The 16766-nt window shown below is 67.5% G+C and carries 13 protein-coding genes; all 13 read left to right on the forward strand.

Going from position 1 to position 16766, the window contains the following annotated elements; genetic code table 11:
- The first annotated feature begins 7 nt into the window (after window positions 1–7).
- The 13 genes from H162_RS33960 (at window position 8) to H162_RS0109870 (ending at window position 16762) form a co-directional block, all read left to right on the forward strand.
- Window positions 8–277, forward strand: coding sequence for a hypothetical protein (locus tag H162_RS33960; RefSeq protein ID WP_156885540.1), 270 nt, complete (start codon window positions 8–10; stop codon window positions 275–277).
- 61 nt (window positions 278–338) lie between these two features.
- Window positions 339–3653 (forward strand): TIM-barrel domain-containing protein, encoded by a 3315-nt coding sequence (locus H162_RS0109820; protein ID WP_051109906.1) that lies wholly within the window; start codon window positions 339–341, stop codon window positions 3651–3653.
- 91 nt (window positions 3654–3744) lie between these two features.
- A complete protein-coding gene (locus H162_RS0109825; RefSeq protein ID WP_020653288.1) occupies window positions 3745–5106 on the forward strand; it encodes a Gfo/Idh/MocA family protein in 1362 nt (453 codons plus the stop codon).
- Between the two features lie 38 nt (window positions 5107–5144).
- The gene (locus H162_RS0109830) at window positions 5145–6389 is read left to right on the forward strand and encodes a DUF3472 domain-containing protein (RefSeq protein WP_020653289.1); all 1245 of its coding nucleotides are present in this window, start codon (window positions 5145–5147) and stop codon (window positions 6387–6389) included.
- A 78-nt stretch (window positions 6390–6467) separates the two neighbouring features.
- Window positions 6468–9449, forward strand: coding sequence for a TonB-dependent receptor plug domain-containing protein (locus H162_RS0109835; RefSeq protein WP_020653290.1), 2982 nt, complete (start codon window positions 6468–6470; stop codon window positions 9447–9449).
- 227 nt (window positions 9450–9676) lie between these two features.
- Entirely contained in the window at window positions 9677–9847 is a 171-nt protein-coding gene (locus H162_RS33965) for a hypothetical protein (protein ID WP_156885541.1), read from the forward strand.
- 120 nt (window positions 9848–9967) lie between these two features.
- Window positions 9968–11293 (forward strand): spinster family MFS transporter, encoded by a 1326-nt coding sequence (locus H162_RS0109840; RefSeq protein ID WP_020653291.1) that lies wholly within the window; start codon window positions 9968–9970, stop codon window positions 11291–11293.
- 156 nt (window positions 11294–11449) lie between these two features.
- Window positions 11450–12352, forward strand: a complete 903-nt coding sequence (locus H162_RS0109845) for a VOC family protein (RefSeq protein WP_026354464.1) — start codon at window positions 11450–11452, stop codon at window positions 12350–12352.
- Window positions 12349–13224 (forward strand): CoA transferase subunit A, encoded by an 876-nt coding sequence (locus tag H162_RS0109850; RefSeq protein ID WP_020653293.1) that lies wholly within the window; start codon window positions 12349–12351, stop codon window positions 13222–13224. Before H162_RS0109845 ends, H162_RS0109850 begins: the two co-directional genes overlap by 4 nt.
- A 6-nt stretch (window positions 13225–13230) precedes the next feature.
- Window positions 13231–14004 carry a CoA-transferase subunit beta gene (locus H162_RS0109855; RefSeq protein ID WP_020653294.1) on the forward strand — a complete coding sequence of 258 codons (774 nt, stop codon included), beginning with the start codon at window positions 13231–13233 and terminating at the stop codon, window positions 14002–14004.
- A gap of 19 nt (window positions 14005–14023) precedes the next feature.
- Window positions 14024–14917 carry an enoyl-CoA hydratase gene (locus tag H162_RS0109860; protein WP_020653295.1) on the forward strand — a complete coding sequence of 298 codons (894 nt, stop codon included), beginning with the start codon at window positions 14024–14026 and terminating at the stop codon, window positions 14915–14917.
- The gene (locus H162_RS0109865; protein WP_020653296.1) at window positions 14914–15978 is read left to right on the forward strand and encodes an NAD(P)H-dependent flavin oxidoreductase; all 1065 of its coding nucleotides are present in this window, start codon (window positions 14914–14916) and stop codon (window positions 15976–15978) included. The genes H162_RS0109860 and H162_RS0109865 overlap by 4 nt, the downstream gene beginning before the upstream one ends.
- Window positions 15979–16006: 28 nt before the next feature.
- Complete coding sequence (locus tag H162_RS0109870) at window positions 16007–16762, forward strand: enoyl-CoA hydratase family protein (RefSeq protein WP_020653297.1); 756 nt, start codon at window positions 16007–16009, stop codon at window positions 16760–16762.
- Window positions 16763–16766 lie beyond the last annotated feature (4 nt).

Below are 16766 nucleotides of genomic sequence, written 5' to 3' on the forward strand. Positions count from 1 at the left end.
GAAAGAAATGGAAAGAAGTTTTAGTGGAATTGATATTAAATCGAAAATCTTCGAAAGTCAAACGAAGGTAAAAGAAGAAATGCCGCCTGCTTGCTCCGATAAATACGCGGGTTCCCGACAGCTTGGGCATGCGCAAGACGGGAGAAACGGTTTCGGTTTTGGCGGAACTTCAATAAAACGAAAGTTTTGGCGCCAAAATTTGGTCGAATCGAAAGATAAGCGCGCCGATTCTGTGGGTTTCGACTATCTTTTTGCGTTTTTATTTGCTTTTTGTTGACGTTCTTTGTTTTTGTTCATACATTACGTTCATCGAAACGTAATAGACACGAAAGATCGATATGCATTCTGCACCCACCCTGCAACGCTACCTTGCCATGTCGGTCCTGGCGCTGTCCGCCGGCCCGGCACTGGCCGCGCCGCTCGGCAACCTGCGCACGTTCAGTGCAGGCCAGTCCGACGGACCATCCTGGGATCTCGCCTCCGACTCGGGCGCCCGTGTGCGGGTGAGCCTGCCGCGTGCCGACGTGGTACGCATCCAGGCGGCGCGCAAGGAGTTCACCGGCCCGGGAGACAAGGCCGCGCCGATCGTCGTGGCCACGGCCACTGGCGACGTGCGGCACGAATTCATGGAAGAGAAAGGCCAGCTGGTGATCCGTACCGAGGCGCTGACGCTGCGGATCGACCGCAAACCCTTGCGCTTCACCCTGTATCGTGCCGGAGAAGCCGCGCCGCTGTGGCGGGAAGTGCAGGCCATCGACCTTGGCGACAGCCGCAGCGTGCAGGTGATCTCGAGCGACAAGGCGGAGCGCTTCTTCGGCGGCGGGCAGCAGAATGGCCGCTACGAATTCAAGGGGCGCGAGCTGCAGGTATCGTATTCGGGCGGATGGGAAGAGGGCGACCGTCCGAACCCGGCGCCGTTCCTGATGAGTTCACGTGGCTGGGGCATGCTGCGCAACAGCTGGGCGGACGGCAGCTATGACCTGCGCGAACCGGAACAGGCCACGCTGCAGCACGCGGAGGGACGCTTCGACGCCTATTACTTCGTCGGCAAGTCGATCCGTGACGTGCTGGCCCGCTATACCGAATGGACCGGCCGCGCGCGCCTGCTGCCGCGCTGGGCGCTCGAATACGGCGATGCCGATTGCTATAACGACGGCGACAACGTCAGGAAGCCGGGCACGGTCCCGCGCGGCTGGAGCGATGGCCCGACCGGCAAGACCCCGAACGTGATCGACAGCGTCGCCCGCAAGTACCGCGAACACGACATGCCGGGCGGCTGGATCCTGCCGAACGACGGCTACGGTTGCGGCTACAGCGCGCTGCCGGAAACCGTCCAGGGCCTGGCGAAGCTGGGCTTTCGCACGGGCTTGTGGACCGAGAACGGCGTCGACAAGATCGCCTGGGAAGTCGGCAAGGCCGGCAGCCGCGCGCAGAAACTGGACGTGGCCTGGACCGGCAAGGGCTACCAGTTTTCGCTGGACGCCAGCAAGGCGGCGTACGACGGCATCCTGAACAATTCCGACAGCCGTCCCTTCATCTGGACCGTCATGGGCTGGGCCGGCACGCAGCGCTATGCGGTGGCCTGGACCGGCGACCAGAGCGCCAGCTGGGACTACATCCGCTGGCACATCCCGACCCTGATCGGTTCGGGCCTGTCCGGCCAGGCCTACGCCACCGGCGACGTCGATGCGATCTTCGGCGGCAGTCCCGAGACCTACACCCGCGACCTGCAGTGGAAGAGCTTCACGCCGGTGCTGATGGGAATGTCGGGCTGGTCGGCCGCCGCGCGCAAGCATCCATGGTGGTTCGACGAGCCCTACCGCAGCATCAACCGCCGCTACCTCAAGCTCAAGATGCGGCTGACGCCCTACATGTACACCCTGGCGCGCGAAGCGGAGCAGACCGGCGCGCCGCTGGTCCGCGGGCTGATGTGGGACTATCCGAACGATCCGCATGCCCTCGACGAAACCCACCGGTACCAGTTCCTGCTCGGGCGCGACCTGCTGGTGGCGCCGGTGTACCGCAGCCAGGCCGTCAGCCAGGGCTGGCGCAAGGGCATCCACCTGCCGCAGGGTCGCTGGATCGATTACTGGGACGGGCGCCAGGTGACGGCCGGACCGGAAGGCAGGACCATCGACCTGCAGGTCACACTGGACAAGCTGCCGGTGTTCGTACGCGCTGGTGCAATCGTGCCGATGTATCCGGAGATGCTGTACGACGGACACAAGCCAAAGGACAGGCTGACGCTCGACCTGTACCCGCAGGGCGACTCCGAGTATGTGCTGTATGAGGACGACGGCAACACGCGCCGTTACCAGGAAGGCGCGTTCAGCCGGCAGAAGATCGCCATGCGCGAGGCCGGCGGCAAGGTGGAAGTCACGATCCACCCGGTCGAAGGCGCCTATGACGGGCAGGAAGCCGAGCGTGGCTACAGCCTGCGCCTGCCGAGCCGCCAGCGCCCCGCCATGGTGGCGGCAGGTGGCGCCAGCCTGCCGGAACTGGCCAGCCGCGAGGCCTTGGACGATGCCAGCCAGGGCTGGTACTTCGACGGCGCCGAACGGCTCGGCACGGTCCACGTCAAAGTGCCGAAGCACGACATCCGTGTTCCGCTCGGTTTCGTGCTCCAGGGCCTGACGGCGGCAGCCGGCGACGAGGCCTTCCCCGCCGCGCCGGTGCCGGGCCGCGCCCTGCCTCCGGATGCGATGGTCGTGGTGAACCGCCCAGCCGAAGAACCAGGTCATCCGATGGAAAACGCATTCGACGGCAACCAGGCTACCTGGTTCCGTACCGTGCGCAGCCAGGCCGTCAAGAGCGGCGCCCACGAATGGGTGATCGGTTTCACCGAACGCCGCCTGGTGGACGGCATCGAGATCGCGCCGCGCAGCGACGCCAACTGGAAGCACGGCCAGGGGCGCGACTACGAGGTCTACATCGCCGACAGCAATGGCGAGTGGGGTGCTCCGGTCAAGCGGGGACGCCTGGCACTGTCGAAGGACATGCAGTCGATCGCCTTCCCGGCCACGGCCGGGCGCCTGCTGCGCTTCCGCGTGCTCGGCACCCAGAACCCGGACGGCAGCGGCGCCGCCGCGACCGATCCGATGGTGACGGCCGTCTCGGCCGATGCGCCGGCGCGCGCCTTCGATGCAGCGGTGCCTGCCGAAGTGGCCCCAATCACGCTGTCCGAGTTCCGCGTGCTCGAGCACCTCGTTCCGGAAGGCCAGGAGCTGCGGCGCCATCTGTCCGACCTGCCGCTGCCGAACAGCCTCGGGCGCGACAAGCCGGCAAGCAAGGCAAGCGAGATGCGCATGAACGGACTGCGCTTCAACAAGGGCATCGGCATGGGGCCATCCGGCCGCCTCGACCTGCGACTGGGCGGCACCTGGAACCTGCTGCGCGCCGACCTGGGCGTGGACGACAGCTGCCGCAGCGCCGGAGGACTGCGCTTCCAGGTCTGGAGCGGCGAGCGCCTGCTGTACGACAGCGGCCTGGTCAAGGCGCCGGGCGTGGTCAAGCCGGAGATCGATGTCCGCGGCCTGGGGCAGCTCAGCCTGCGCACCCTGGGCGCGACCGGAACCCAGCCGTCCCGCACCTGCGGCAACTGGGCCAACGCCGTACTGACAGGCACGGAAGGCGCCTCGGTCAGCCTGCGCTAACCCCTTCCACCGATACACCACTGGCAGAGCCCCTCTTCGGACGGGGAGGGGCTCCTGCATCCCTCGACTTTGAAAAAGAACGGAACAGCATATGAAGCGACGCAATTTTCTTTCCCTGGGTTCGGCGCTGGCCGGTAGTGCGCTGTACGCCGGCGCGCTGCCGGGCGCCGCGGCGGCAAGCCGCGACCGGCTCCGGATCGGCATGATCGGCACCGGCATGCGCGGCCGGGTGCTGCTGCGCGAACTGGTGCGCCGCGACGACGTCGAGGTGGTGGCGCTGTGCGACATCGAGCCGGTCATGCTCGGCAAGGCGCTCGAGATCGTCGCCCAGGCGGGCAAGGCGCGTCCGGCCACCTTCGGCGAGGACGGCGACGGCCTTGCCTACCGGCGCATGCTCGATGCCGGCCGGCTGGATGGCGTCATCATCGCCACGCCCTGGGAATTCCATGCGCAGATGGCGATCGACGCGATGCAGGCAAAGGTGGCGGTGGGTTGCGAGGTGGTGGCCGGCGTGACGCTGCAGGACCACTGGGACGTGCTCGACGTCCAGCTCAAGACCGGCACGCCCTACATGCTGCTGGAGAACGTCTGCTACCGGCGCGACGTCCTGGCCGTGCTGCGGATGGTGCGCTCGGGCCTGTTCGGCGAACTGGTGCACATGCAGGGCGGCTACCAGCACGATTTGCGCGCCGTGAAGTTCAACAGCGGCGACCCGGAGAAACCCTACGGCGGCGGCGTCGAATTCGGGCCGCGCGGCTGGTCCGAAGCGCGTTGGCGCACCCAGCACTCGGTACGCCGCAACGGCGAGCTGTATCCGAGCCACGGCATCGGCCCGTGCGCCATGTACGCCAACATCAACCGCGGCAACCGCTTCACCCGCATCAACAGCTTCGCCTCCAAGGCGGCGGGACTGCACGACTACGTGGTGCAGCAGGGCGGCAAGGATCATCCGAACGCCAGCACGCAGTTCCGCCTGGGCGACATCGTCACGACCACGCTCGCCTGCGACAACGGCGAGACCATCGTGCTCCAGCACGACACCTCGCTGCCGCGCCCGTATTCGCTGGGCTTCCGGGTGCAGGGGACGCGCGGCCTGTGGATGGACCTGAACCGGTCGGTGCACGTCGAGGGCGTCAGCAAGCCGCACGAATGGGACGACTTCAAGCTGTGGCTGGACAAGTACGACCACCCGCTGTGGCGCCGCCTGGGAGAGCGCGCCGCCGGCGCCGGACACGGCGGCATGGACTTCTTCGTGATCCACGCCTTCGTCGAGGCGCTGAAGGAAAACGCCCCGATGCCGATCGATATCTACGACGCCATCACCTGGAGCGCGATCACGCCGCTGTCCGAGCAGTCGATCGCCCTCGGCTTCCAGACGCTCGACTTCCCCGACTTCACGGGCGGCCGCTGGCGCACCCGCAAGCCGATCTTCGCCTTCGACGACCGCTATTGAGCCGTACCCATGCCGCTCCACTCACTCGGGGAAACCAGATGAAATCCAGCACGCTGATGTTGAATGCCGCGCTCTTCCTGCTTGCCTGCGGCGAGCCGCAGGCGGCTCCGCTGACCGTGGCCCTGGCGGGGAACGCCTTCGTCACCGCCGCCGGCGCCGGCGCGACCGAGGAAATCAACGCCAATGGCCTGGCCAACTGGACCGACCCGGCCACCGTGACCAGCATCTGGTTCAGGATGGCGCAGGCCGGCAGCGCCGCCGTCAGCCTGGATGCGCGCCTGGCCGGCAGCAGGCACAGCAGGATCCGCGTCACGGTCGACGGTACCCCGTTCGACGTCAAGCTGACCCAGGGCGCGAACAAGGCCGTCAAGGTGGGGACGCTCAGGCTGCCCGCCGGTTATGTCCGGGTCGACCTGCAAGGCATCAGCAAGGACGGCGGCTACTTCGGCGACGTCTCCGGCCTGAAGCTGGACACGACGGCGGGCGTCGATTACGCGTCCGACGCAGCCAAGCATTACTGGTCGCGGCGGGGACCATCGGTCCACCTGGGCTATACCGTACCGGCGAACACCGAGTACTTCTACAGCGAAGTCACGGTGCCTCCTGGCCAGGACACGATCGGGTCCTACTACATGGCCAACGGCTTCACTGGCGGCTACTTCGGCATCCAGGTCAAGTCGCCGTCGGAGCGCTGGGTGCTGTTCTCGGTCTGGGACGCCGAGAACGGCGACCAGACCAGGCTGGTGGGCAAGGGCGCGGGCGTGGTGGACAACGGCTTCGGCGGCGAAGGCACCGGCGGCCAGTCCTACCTCGTCTACGACTGGGTGGCCGGCAACACCTACCGCTTCCTCACCCGCGCGCGTCCGGATGGCGAGGGCGGCACCGATTTCTCGGCCTGGTTCTTCGCACCGGAAAGCGGCGCCTGGCGCTACATCGCCACCTGGAAGCGGCCGGCGACGACCACCTACCATGCCGGCGTCTACTCCTTCCTGGAGAACTTCATCGACACCAAAGGCTACCTGGGCCGCCTGGCCGAGCATGGCAACCAGTGGGCGCGCACGGCATCCGGCGCCTGGAGCGAGATCACGACGGCGCGGTTCACCGGCGACGCCACCGCCAGGAAGGCCCAGCGCATGGACTACGCCGGCGGGCTGCGCAACGGCGGCTTCTACCTGCGCAACGGCGGCTTCTTCAGCGACCGCGTGCCGCTGGACCAGCACTTTACCCGTGGCGCGACCGGCAGCGCGCCTGCGGTCGACGTCGACACGCTGCCGCTGCAGTAGCAGGCGCTGCGCGTTCCGTTTTTCAAAAGAGCCCTCGCCAGCGTGCGAAGGGCGATAACACATGACAAGGAGAGATACGTGAAACTCAAGAAACTGATGGCTGCACTGGCGGCTGCGGGGATGGCGTCCGGCGCACTGGCCGCGGGCCAGGCGGACGAGAAGACTGCAAAGCCGGACGAAGGAAGCGGAAAGATGGCGCGGGTCGAGGTCACCGGCTCGAGCCTGAAGCGCATCAATGCGGAGACGGCGTCGCCGGTGCAGGTGATCGACGCCAGGCAGATCGAGAACATGGGCGCGCGCACGCTGATGCAGGTCCTGGACAACCTGCCCGCCGCGCGTCCCGCGCAGCAGGACTTCCGTTCGATGTTCACCGGTTCCGATGGCGGTTCGCAGGCCAACCTGCGCGGCCTGGGGGCGCAGGGAACGCTGGTGCTGCTGAACGGCCGCCGCCTGTCCTTCTATGGCGCACCGTCCGGCTTCCAGACCATGTTCGTGAACATCGATGCGATTCCCGCGGCGGCCATCGAGCGCATGGAGGTCCTGACCGACGGCGCGTCGGCGGTCTATGGCTCGGATGCGGTGGCGGGCGTCATCAACGTGATCACGAAGAAGAACTACCAGGGCCTGGAGGCCCGCGCCAGCCACGATTCCTCGGCCGAGGTCGACTCCTACGGCGAGCGCCAGGGCAGCCTGCTGTTCGGCACGGGCGACCTGGGCAGCGATGGCTACAACGTGTACGGCTCGGTCAACGTATACCAGCGCGACCGCATTGCCTTGTCGGACACCTACGACAAGCGGCCGGCCCATTTCTACGTCAATAACCCGACCTTCATCCCGAATTTCCGCATCGGGACCGGCAGCGAGCCGGGCGTGATGAACCCGGGCACCTTCTTCGTCTTCGACCCGGCCAGGAACAACGCCCGCGTCCAGCGCGCCGTGGCGGGCTGCCCGACCTCGATCACCGAGGCGTCCGGCACCCGCTGCATCTGGAACACCTTGCCGTACTCGCTGGATACCGGTCCGACCTCGGACCGCGTCACCGGCTATCTCGCCGGCCGCATGCGCCTCAAAGGTGACCTGGAAGGCTTTGCGGAAGCCGCCTACACCCATATCAAGATGCGCGGCGAGAACGGCCCGCGCGCCTTCAACAGCGGCACCGCGAGCAACTGGTTCTCGCGCAACACCGGGACCCGGCTGAATACCTTCACCAATCCCTTCCTGGGACCGAACAACGTCTACCTGAAGGGCCGGCTGGGTGCGGACATGGCCGCCACCATGGGCGGGGCCGCCGGCCTGAACTACCTGCTGCAGGACGCCGTCGGCCACTTCGGCCAGAAGAATATCGACGACAGCTACCGCGCGCTGGCCGGCCTGCGCGGCAGCGTGTTCGGCGACTGGGAATTCGAGACCGCGCTGAGCGTGGCCGGCAGCCACTCGACGCTGTACCAGACCACCAACATCAACACCAAAGGCTTCGAGAAGGCATTCGGCCCGTTCACGGTCGATCCGGTCACCGGCCGTACCTACATCGCCGACAATCCGGCCTACAGGTTCGGCGAAATCAGCGAGGCCAACGCCGCGCTGCTGCGCGAGGCTTACCCGACCTTCGACATCCAGTCCTGGACCAAGCTGATCACCTGGGATGCGAAGATCGAGGGCACGCTGGCCAGGCTGGGCGGGCGCGAAGTGCGCGCCGCCTTCGGCACCAGCCTGATGCGCGAAAGCTTCGACACGCCCGGCAACGCCGACGCCGCGAATGGGCTGATTACCCAGCAGGGCGGCTCCTGGTTCGATGGCCGGCGCACCATCTCCGCGCTGTTCGGCGAAGTGGTGGTGCCGCTCACCGACACGCTGGAACTGAATGCCGCCGCCCGCCTGGACAAATACCCGAACTTCAGCGCCAACCTGGCGCCGAAGATCGGCGTCCAGTGGCGCGCCCGCCCCGAAGTGATGGTGCGCGGCACCTATTCCGAAGGCTTCCGGGCGCCCAACCTGGCGGAATCCGGTTCCGGCGGCGTGTTTGCGCAGGTGGGCGGCATCCGCGACACGGTGCGCTGCGACGAGACCAATGCGATCGCACGCCTGCTGCTGAAATCGGTCTCGGCGCCGGAGGCCGAACTGGGCAAGAATTTGCTGAATTCGAACTGCTCGACCACGGCGGGCGGCCTGACGCCGCCGAATCCGGAGCTGCAGCCGGAGAAGGCGAGGATCGCGACCCTGGGCCTGGTGCTGCAGCCGGTCAGGGATGTCAGCATCTCGCTGGACTACTGGTTCGTGAACCGCCGCGATGAAATCGTGCGCCAGGACTTCAACCAACTGTTCACCGAGCTGGTCGACACCCACGGTCCCACCCTGGCCGGCACCGACCAGGCGATCCGTAACGACCTGACCGATGCCGACCGCGCCAACATGGCGGCAGTCGTCACCATGTGCGCCAATCCGGCCAACGCGGCGGCCTGTGCCGGCGGCATTCCGACCTACTCGGTCGGCAACCTGGGCGGCTTGATCAACTCGTACATGAACCGTGGCCGCACCCTGGTCGACGGCTTCGACATCGATGCCCGTACCCGCATCTCGCTGGGCGAATTTGGAAGGCTGAACACGGGCGTGTCGGCGACGATCCGCAGGCGCGAGACCTACAACTACGAGGACGGCAGCGGCTTCTCGGGGAACTACGTCGGCTATTACAACTCGCCGCGCCTGCGTGCAACATTCAATGCCGACTGGGTGGTCCGCAACTTCACCACCAGCCTGTTCGTCAACTTCACGGGCAGGAGCAAATGGGCGTACGGGCCGTACGACACCGACAATACGCCGGCCAACTGCACGGCGGCGTCCGTGTCGCTGCCCCAGGAGTTGTGCGACGGTGCGCCGTCGTACACGACGGTGAACCTGGGCTTCAACTGGAAACCGGTCACTAACCTGAACCTTGGGCTGAACATCAAGAATGTTCTGGACAAGAAGCCAACTTACGACCCGAACGGCTGGGAGGGGTACAACCACAGCCAGAACCTGTTCGGACGCCAGTTCGCTTTCTCGGCCAGCTACAAGTTCTGGTAGGTCGCCGTGATCGGTCCGCGTCGGCTTCCAGACCCGGTCCGGACCGGATAAGCAAGCTCGAGAGATGCGGACTGATCGCAGTAGCGCTGCAAGGAACTGCCGAGGCGCGCGTCGCTTCGGCATGTCGCCATGGATGGGCCATATAGTCCAAACGGACGATTGAATGCCCGCCGCGGAGCAGTACGGTAGACGCAGGCCTCCCGAACCCACTCTCCAAGGTGAGTATCATGTCAATTGCCCGTTTTTGTACGCTCGTGCTGGTCGTCGTTGGCGTGGTGGGAATGGTTTGGCTCATCGCCCCCAGCGAACCTCAACCGAAAGCATTCCTCAACGAACTCCATGAATCGGTCGCTTCACGGGCCGGGGTGGAGAGGATTTTTCAGGGTTTCAGACATTGAGAACCATCTCGGCAAGTGCGTGCCCGGGCTGTCGCCCGAGCCGTCGCCGGACAAGGGCGCGCCATTCAGCCAGCCGGCGCGCTGATTGCCCACGTTCTCACACCTCATTCGCGAGTCACCATGACCACCATTCCAGCCCCGGCCATTCCTGAACCGGCGGCGCTAGCCCCTGCCGCCAACCGCCGCCACATCACGCTCCTGATGCTGTTGTTCGTCTATGCGATGAGCCTGATCGACCGCCAGATCATGGGGGTGCTGATCGAGCCGGTGAAGGCCGAATTCGGCGTTTCCGACACCGCGATGGGACTGTTGACGGGACTCGCGTTCGCCCTGGTCTACAGTGTGCTGGCGGTGCCGTTCGGCCGCTACGCCGACCAGGCGAACCGGCGCAATTTCATCGCATGGTGCTGTGCGGCCTGGAGCGCGATGACGGCGGTGTGCGGCCTGGCCGGCAGCTACTGGCAGCTGGCCTTCGCGCGCGTCGGGGTGGCCGTCGGCGAAGCGGGCGGCACGGCGCCGTCGCTGTCGATGATCTCGGACCTGTATCCGGCGCGCCAGCGCGCGCGCGCGATGAGCGTGTTCATGCTCGGGCCGCACCTCGGCACCCTGGTCGGGCTCGGACTCGGTTCCTGGATCGCCCATCACTACGGCTGGCGCAGCGCCTTCATCTGGATGGGCATTCCCGGCATCGTGGCGGCCTTGCTGCTGCGCTTCGGCGGCATCGAGCCGCTGCGCGGCGCCTACGACGGCGTCAGGCAGGCCGGCGCCGCCGCGGTGTCGATGCGCCAGATCCTGCGCGGCGCGCTGGCCGACCGCGCCTTCGTGCGCATCTGCCTGGCCGGCCTGCTGCTCGGCTTCGCCGGCTACGGCATCGGCATCTGGAATACCGCCTTCCTGGTGCGCAGCCATGGCCTGACCCTGCAAAATGCCGGCGCCCTGGTCGGCGTGACCGGCGGCGTCGCCGCCATCATCGGCGCGCTCGGCAGCGGCTGGCTGTGCGACCGGCTGGCGCGGCGCGACATCCGCTGGCACCTGGGGGTGCCGATCGTCGGCACCCTGCTGGCCTTGCCGCTGGGCCTGGCCTACCTGATGTATCCGGCCGGCGACCCGTGGCAGCTGGGCGGCTTCCTGGTTCCCAGGGCGATGGCGTTCAGCCTGCTGTTTTCGATCTTCGCGGTCTGGTGGGCCGCGCCCAGCCTGACCGCCCTGAGCACCATCATCCCGGCCGACCGGCGCGCCACCGTGATTGCGGTCTACAACCTGATGCTGACGGCGGTCGGCGGCGGCCTCGGTCCGCTGACGGTCGGCATGCTCAGCGATGGCCTGAGCGGGGCCCATGGCGTGCACGCGCTGCGCTGGGCGATGGCGGCGGTGATGTTCGCCTTCCTGCTCGCGGTGCTGGCGTTCGCCTCCGCGCTCAAGCCGTACCGGGCAGCCGCCAGCTAGCCGCCACCTGCCGCCGGGCCATCCAGGCGCCGCCGCCCGCACCGGGCCGCGGCGTTTTTCGTTTGGGCGCGGCGTTAGTCTTATTGGACGATGATGCGGCGCCTTGCTGGAACAATAATCGATGCACACCCCAGCGATCAAAGGAGTCAACGCATCATGGCAGATATCAGAGGCTTGGCCTACATCGTGGCCGAATCCACGGACCTCGGAAAGTGGCGCGACTACGCCGAACAGGTGCTCGGCATGATGGCATGCGAGGCGCCGCACGGCGGCCTGTACCTGAAAATGGACGAGCGCCAGTTCCGCATCGCCGTGCAGCACGGCGAGCGCGACGCCTACGTCGCCACCGGCTGGGAAGTGGCCAGCCAGGCCGGCTTCGCCGGCGCCGTCGAGGCCCTGCGCGCAGCCGGGGTCGAGGTCATCCACGGCAGCGCGGCCCTGTGCGCGCAGCGCTGCGTGCAGCAGCTGGCCGCCTTCGTCGACCCTTCCGGCAACCGGCACGAGATCGTCTGGGGCTTCCAGTCGGCGTTCCGCCACTTCGCCTCGCCGGTCGGCGTGGCGCGCTTCATCACCGGCGACATCGGCATGGGCCACGTGGTGCTGCCGGCGACCGCATTCGAGGCCACCATGCGCCTGTTCTGCGAGGTGCTCGGTTTCGGCTTGTCCGACATGTTCAACTTCAAGCCGGCGGGCGAGGACGGCCCGACCCTGCCGATCTACTTCTTGCATTGCAATAACGGCCGCCACCACAGCCTCGCGCTGGCCGGCTTCGCGGTGCCCAGCGGCTGCGTGCACCTGATGGTCGAAGTCGAATCGATGGCGGAAGTGGGGCGCGCCATGGACCGCATGGCCGCGCACGCGGTGCCGCAATCCTCGACCCTCGGCCAGCACACCAACGACAAGGTCATTTCCTTCTACATGAAGTCGCCGTCGGGCTTCGACGTCGAATTCGGCTATGGCGGCACGGTGGTCGACTGGGCCAGCCACATCACCCACGAGTTCACCCAGGTCAGCCTGTGGGGACACGATTTTTCGATCGGACAGAAAGGCCAGCAATGAACAAGCAGATGAGTGCGTGCGACGTGGTCGCGCAACTGAAGGACGGCATGACGATCGGTATCGGCGGCTGGGGCCCGCGCCGCAAGCCGATGGCCCTGGTGCGCGAGATCCTGCGCTCGCCGCTCAAGGACCTGACCGTGGTCGCCTACGGCGGCGCCGATGTCGGCATGCTGTGCGCCGCCGGCAAGATCCGCAAGCTGGTGTTCGCCTTCGTGTCGCTCGACGCCATCCCGCTCGAACCCTATTTCCGCCAGGCGCGCCAGGCTGGCGCGCTCGAGGTGATGGAGATCGACGAGGGCATGCTGATGCTGGGCCTGAAAGCCGCCGCCATGCAGGTGCCCTTCATTCCCACCCGGATCGGCCTGGGCACCGACGTGATCCGCCACAACCCGGACCTCAAGGTGATCGGCTCGCCCTACGACGCCAAGGACTGGGTCGCGATGCCGGCCCTGCCGCTCGATGCGGCGCTGCTGCACGTCGACCGCGCCAGCGCCCGCGGCGTGTGCCAGGTGCGCGGGCCGGACATCTACATGGACGACCTGTTCGCGCGCGCCGCGCGCAGCACCTATGTGTCCTGCGAGGAGCTGGTCGACGACGCATATTTCGCGAACGGCGAGGAGGCGCGCTACGTGTACTGGGAGCGCTCGGCCACCGCCGGCGTGGTGCACCTGCCGGGCGGCGCCCACCCGAGCTCCTGCGCGCCGGCCTACGGCGTCGACCAGGCCCACCTGCGCCTGTACGCGGCCAGCGCCAGGGAGGAGGGCGGCTGGGCGCGCTACGCCGAACGCTTCGTCGATGGCGGCGAAGCGGCTTATATCGATGCTGTCGGCGGCCCTGCCGCCATCGCCAAACTGGCGCCAACGGTCTATTGAAAGGACATGCTCGTGAACGATTTTTCCCTGATCGACCGTATCGTCTGCGCCGCGGCGCAGTCCTGGAACGAGGACGGCGAAGTGCTCGCCACCGGCATCGGCGTGGTGCCGCGCCTGGCCGCCTCGCTGTGCATGGCATCGAGCAATCCCGACCTGATGATGACCGATTCGGAGGCCTGGCTGGTCAGCGAGCCGGTGCCGCTCGGCCCGCGCGGCGACTACCAGATGCAGCGCGAGACCTGGATGGGTTTTTCGCGCATCTTCGACAATGTCTGGAGCGGCAAGCGCCATGCGATGGTCGGGCCGACCCAGGTCGACCGCTATGGCCAGGCCAACATCTCGATGGTGGGATCCGACTACCGCCGCCCCAAGGCGCAGATGCTGGGGGTGCGCGGCTTTCCCGGCAACTCGATCAGCCACGCCAATTCCTTCTTCATTCCGCAGCACAGCACCAAGGTGTTCGTCAGCGGTGAAGTCGACATGGTGGCCTCGATCGGCTACAACCCGGAGCGCTTGCCGCGCGGCTACAGTTTCGACGACATCGACCTGCGCCGCATCGTCACCAACCTGTGCGTGATGGACTTCGGCGGCCCGCAGCGCCAGCTGCGCATCCTGTCCCTGCACCCGGGGGTAAGCGCCCAGCAGGTACAGGAAGCGACCGGCTTCGCGCTGTGCATCCCGGACGCGATCCCCGAGACGCCGGCGCCGACCGCGGCCCAGCTGGCGCTGCTGGCGCGCCTCGACCCGCACCAGCTGCGCGCCACGGCGCTCGGCGCCTGACCCTGCCGGAGACCCAGCCATGCTTGACCAGTCCGAATTTGTCCTGCGTGCCGATCACGCGGACTACGAAACCGCCTGCCCGGTGCTGTACCACGCCAGCGAGGGCGTGGCGACCTTGACCATGAACCGCCCGCAGTTCAACAATGCGCAGAATTCGCAGATGACCTACGCGCTCGACGCCGCGTTCCAGCGCGCCGTCGACGACGACGCGGTGCGCGTGATCGTGCTGCGCGGGGCCGGCAGGCATTTCAGCGCCGGCCACGACATCGGCACCCCGGGGCGCGACGTCAACAAGTCCTTCGAGCGCGCCCACCTGTGGTGGGACCATGCCAACAAGCCGGCCGCGGAATTCAACTATGCACGCGAGCAGGAAGTCTATGTCGGCATGTGCCGGCGCTGGCACGACATTCCCAAGCCGACCATCGCGATGGTGCAGGGCGCCTGCGTGGCGGGCGGGCTGATGCTGGCCTGGGTATGCGACCTGATCGTCGCATCGGAAGACGCGTTCTTCCAGGATCCCGTGGTCCGCATGGGCATTCCGGGAGTCGAGTATTTCGCCCACGCGCAGGAACTCAATCCGCGCATCGCCAAGGAATTCCTGTTCCTCGGCGAGCGCATGACGGCGCAGCGCGCCTTCGCCATGGGGATGGTCAACCGGGTGGTGCCGGCGGCGCAGCTGGAGCAGGAGACCGCGGCCATCGCGGCCCGCATCGCCGCCCAGCCGCGCCTCGGGCTGGCGCTGACCAAGCAGGTGCTCAACCGCGCCGAGGACCTGCAGGGGCTGCGCATGACGATCGACATGGCCTATGGCTACCACCAGCTGGCGCACGCGCACGGCCAGCTGCTGGGGCAGGGCCACCTGGGCGGGCATGACGCCGCCTCGATGGCGGCGGCCAACAAGGCGGGCGCATGAGCGCGCAGCTGCATACGCCGCTGTGCGACCTGCTCGGCTGCCGCTATCCGATCGTGCAGACCGCGATGGGCTGGGTGGCCGGCCCCGACCTGGTGGCGGCGACCTGCAATGCGGGCGCCTTCGGCTTCCTGGCCGGCGCCACCATCCCGGCCGACCGGATCGAGGCCGATATCCTCCGCGTCAAGCGCCTGACCGGCGACAAGCCCTTCGGCCTGAATTTCCACATGTTCCAGCCCAACGCGCAGCAGCTGCTCGACCTGGCCATCAAGCACCGCCTGCGCGCGGTCAGCTACGGCCGCGGTCCGGACCGCGCCACCATCGGCCGCCTGCGCGACGCCGGCATCGTCTGCATGCCGACCGTGGGCGCGCTCAAGCATGCGCAGAAGGCCATCGAGATGGGCGCCAACGCGATCACGATCCAGGGCGGCGAAGGCGGCGGCCACACCGGCGCGGTGCCGACCACGGTGCTGCTGCCGCAGGTGGTCGACGCGGTCGCGGTGCCGGTGGTGGCGGCCGGCGGCTTCTACGACGGCCGTGGCCTGCTGGCCGCCCTGGCCTTCGGCGCCCAGGGCGTGGCGATGGGTACGCGCTTCCTGATGACGACCGACAGCGGGGTGCCGGCGCCGACCCTGGAACGCTACCTGGCGGTGCGCGACGCCGAGCAGGTGCGCGTGTCCTGGCTGGTCGACGGCATGCCGCAGCGGATGATCGGCAACGAGTTCCTGGCCTCGCTGGAACGCGCCGCGCCGCTGCGCCGGGTGTGGATCGCGCTGCGCAGCGCGCTGGCCTGGAAGAGCCAGACCGGCATGACCGGGCGCCACGCGCTCGGGGTGCTGCTGCAGGCCATGCGCCAGGACGCCGCCTCGGTGGCCCAGGTCGTGATGGCGGCCAATGCGCCGATGCTGCTGCAGCGCTCGATGGTCGACGGCAAGCCGGCCGAGGGCGTGATGTCCTCCGGCCAGGTGGTGGCCCTGATCGGCCAGCTGCTGTCCTGCCAGCAGGTGGTCGACGGCATCGTCGCCGACGCCTGCCGCATGCGCGCGCGGCTCGGCGCCTACTAATTCAACAGATCACTGACAAGGAAGCCCCATGAACCAGCAGTTCGCGACAACCCTCCACGACAACGGCGTCGCCGAGCTCGTGCTCGACCGGCCTCCGGTGAACGCCCTCGACGACGCCGGCTGGCACGCGCTGGCGGCCGCGATCACGGAGCTCGGCAACCAGGCCGCCGTGCGCGTGCTCGTGATCCGCGCCGAAGGGCCCGGCTTTTGCGCCGGCGTCGATATCAAGCAGCTCAACGCCGAGCCGGACCGGATCGTCTCGGTCAACGCCGGCAACTATGCCACCTTCAGGGCGGTCCACCGCTGCCCGGTGCCGGTGATCGCCGCGGTGCACGGCTTCGTGCTGGGCGGCGGCATCGGCATCTGCGGCGCCGCCGACTTCGTCATCGCCGCCGACAACGCCTCCTTCGGCCTGCCCGAGGTGGATCGCGGCGCGATGGGCGGCGCGGCCCACCTGCAGCGCCTGTTCGGATTGCAGAAGACCCGCTACGCCTTCTTCACCGGCGCCATGATCCCGGCGTCCGAAGCCTGGCGCCTGGGCGCGGTCGAACGCATGGTGCCGGCCGCGCAGCTGCGCTCGAACGCGCTGGAGATCGCGGCCCTGATCGCCGCCAAGAGCCCGGCCATGATCCGCATCGCCAAGGAGGCGCTGAACGGCATCGAGGACGGCAACCTGGAAGACAAGTACCGCTGGGAGCAGGGTTTCACGCTGCAGGCCTACCTGAGCCCCGATTCGGCGAAGTCGCGCCAGGCCTTCGTGGACAAGCGCGATGCGAGCTTCTGAGCAC

Source organism: Massilia niastensis DSM 21313, assembly GCF_000382345.1.
GTDB classification, from domain to species: domain Bacteria; phylum Pseudomonadota; class Gammaproteobacteria; order Burkholderiales; family Burkholderiaceae_D; genus Telluria; species Telluria niastensis.

Excerpts from the sequence above, each read along its gene's own strand:
- H162_RS33960 (WP_156885540.1), top strand. The coding sequence starts at position 8 with ATGGAAAGAAGTTTTAGTGGAATTGATATTAAATCGAAAATCTTCGAA.
- H162_RS0109830 (WP_020653289.1), top strand. The coding sequence starts at position 5,145 with ATGAAATCCAGCACGCTGATGTTGAATGCCGCGCTCTTCCTGCTTGCC.
- H162_RS0109845 (WP_026354464.1), top strand. The coding sequence starts at position 11,450 with ATGGCAGATATCAGAGGCTTGGCCTACATCGTGGCCGAATCCACGGAC.
- H162_RS0109825 (WP_020653288.1), top strand. The coding sequence starts at position 3,745 with ATGAAGCGACGCAATTTTCTTTCCCTGGGTTCGGCGCTGGCCGGTAGT.
- H162_RS0109865 (WP_020653296.1), top strand. The coding sequence starts at position 14,914 with ATGAGCGCGCAGCTGCATACGCCGCTGTGCGACCTGCTCGGCTGCCGC.
- H162_RS0109870 (WP_020653297.1), top strand. The coding sequence starts at position 16,007 with ATGAACCAGCAGTTCGCGACAACCCTCCACGACAACGGCGTCGCCGAG.
- H162_RS0109820 (WP_051109906.1), top strand. The coding sequence starts at position 339 with ATGCATTCTGCACCCACCCTGCAACGCTACCTTGCCATGTCGGTCCTG.
- H162_RS0109860 (WP_020653295.1), top strand. The coding sequence starts at position 14,024 with ATGCTTGACCAGTCCGAATTTGTCCTGCGTGCCGATCACGCGGACTAC.
- H162_RS0109850 (WP_020653293.1), top strand. The coding sequence starts at position 12,349 with ATGAACAAGCAGATGAGTGCGTGCGACGTGGTCGCGCAACTGAAGGAC.
- H162_RS0109840 (WP_020653291.1), top strand. The coding sequence starts at position 9,968 with ATGACCACCATTCCAGCCCCGGCCATTCCTGAACCGGCGGCGCTAGCC.
- H162_RS0109855 (WP_020653294.1), top strand. The coding sequence starts at position 13,231 with ATGCTCGTGAACGATTTTTCCCTGATCGACCGTATCGTCTGCGCCGCG.
- H162_RS33965 (WP_156885541.1), top strand. The coding sequence starts at position 9,677 with ATGTCAATTGCCCGTTTTTGTACGCTCGTGCTGGTCGTCGTTGGCGTG.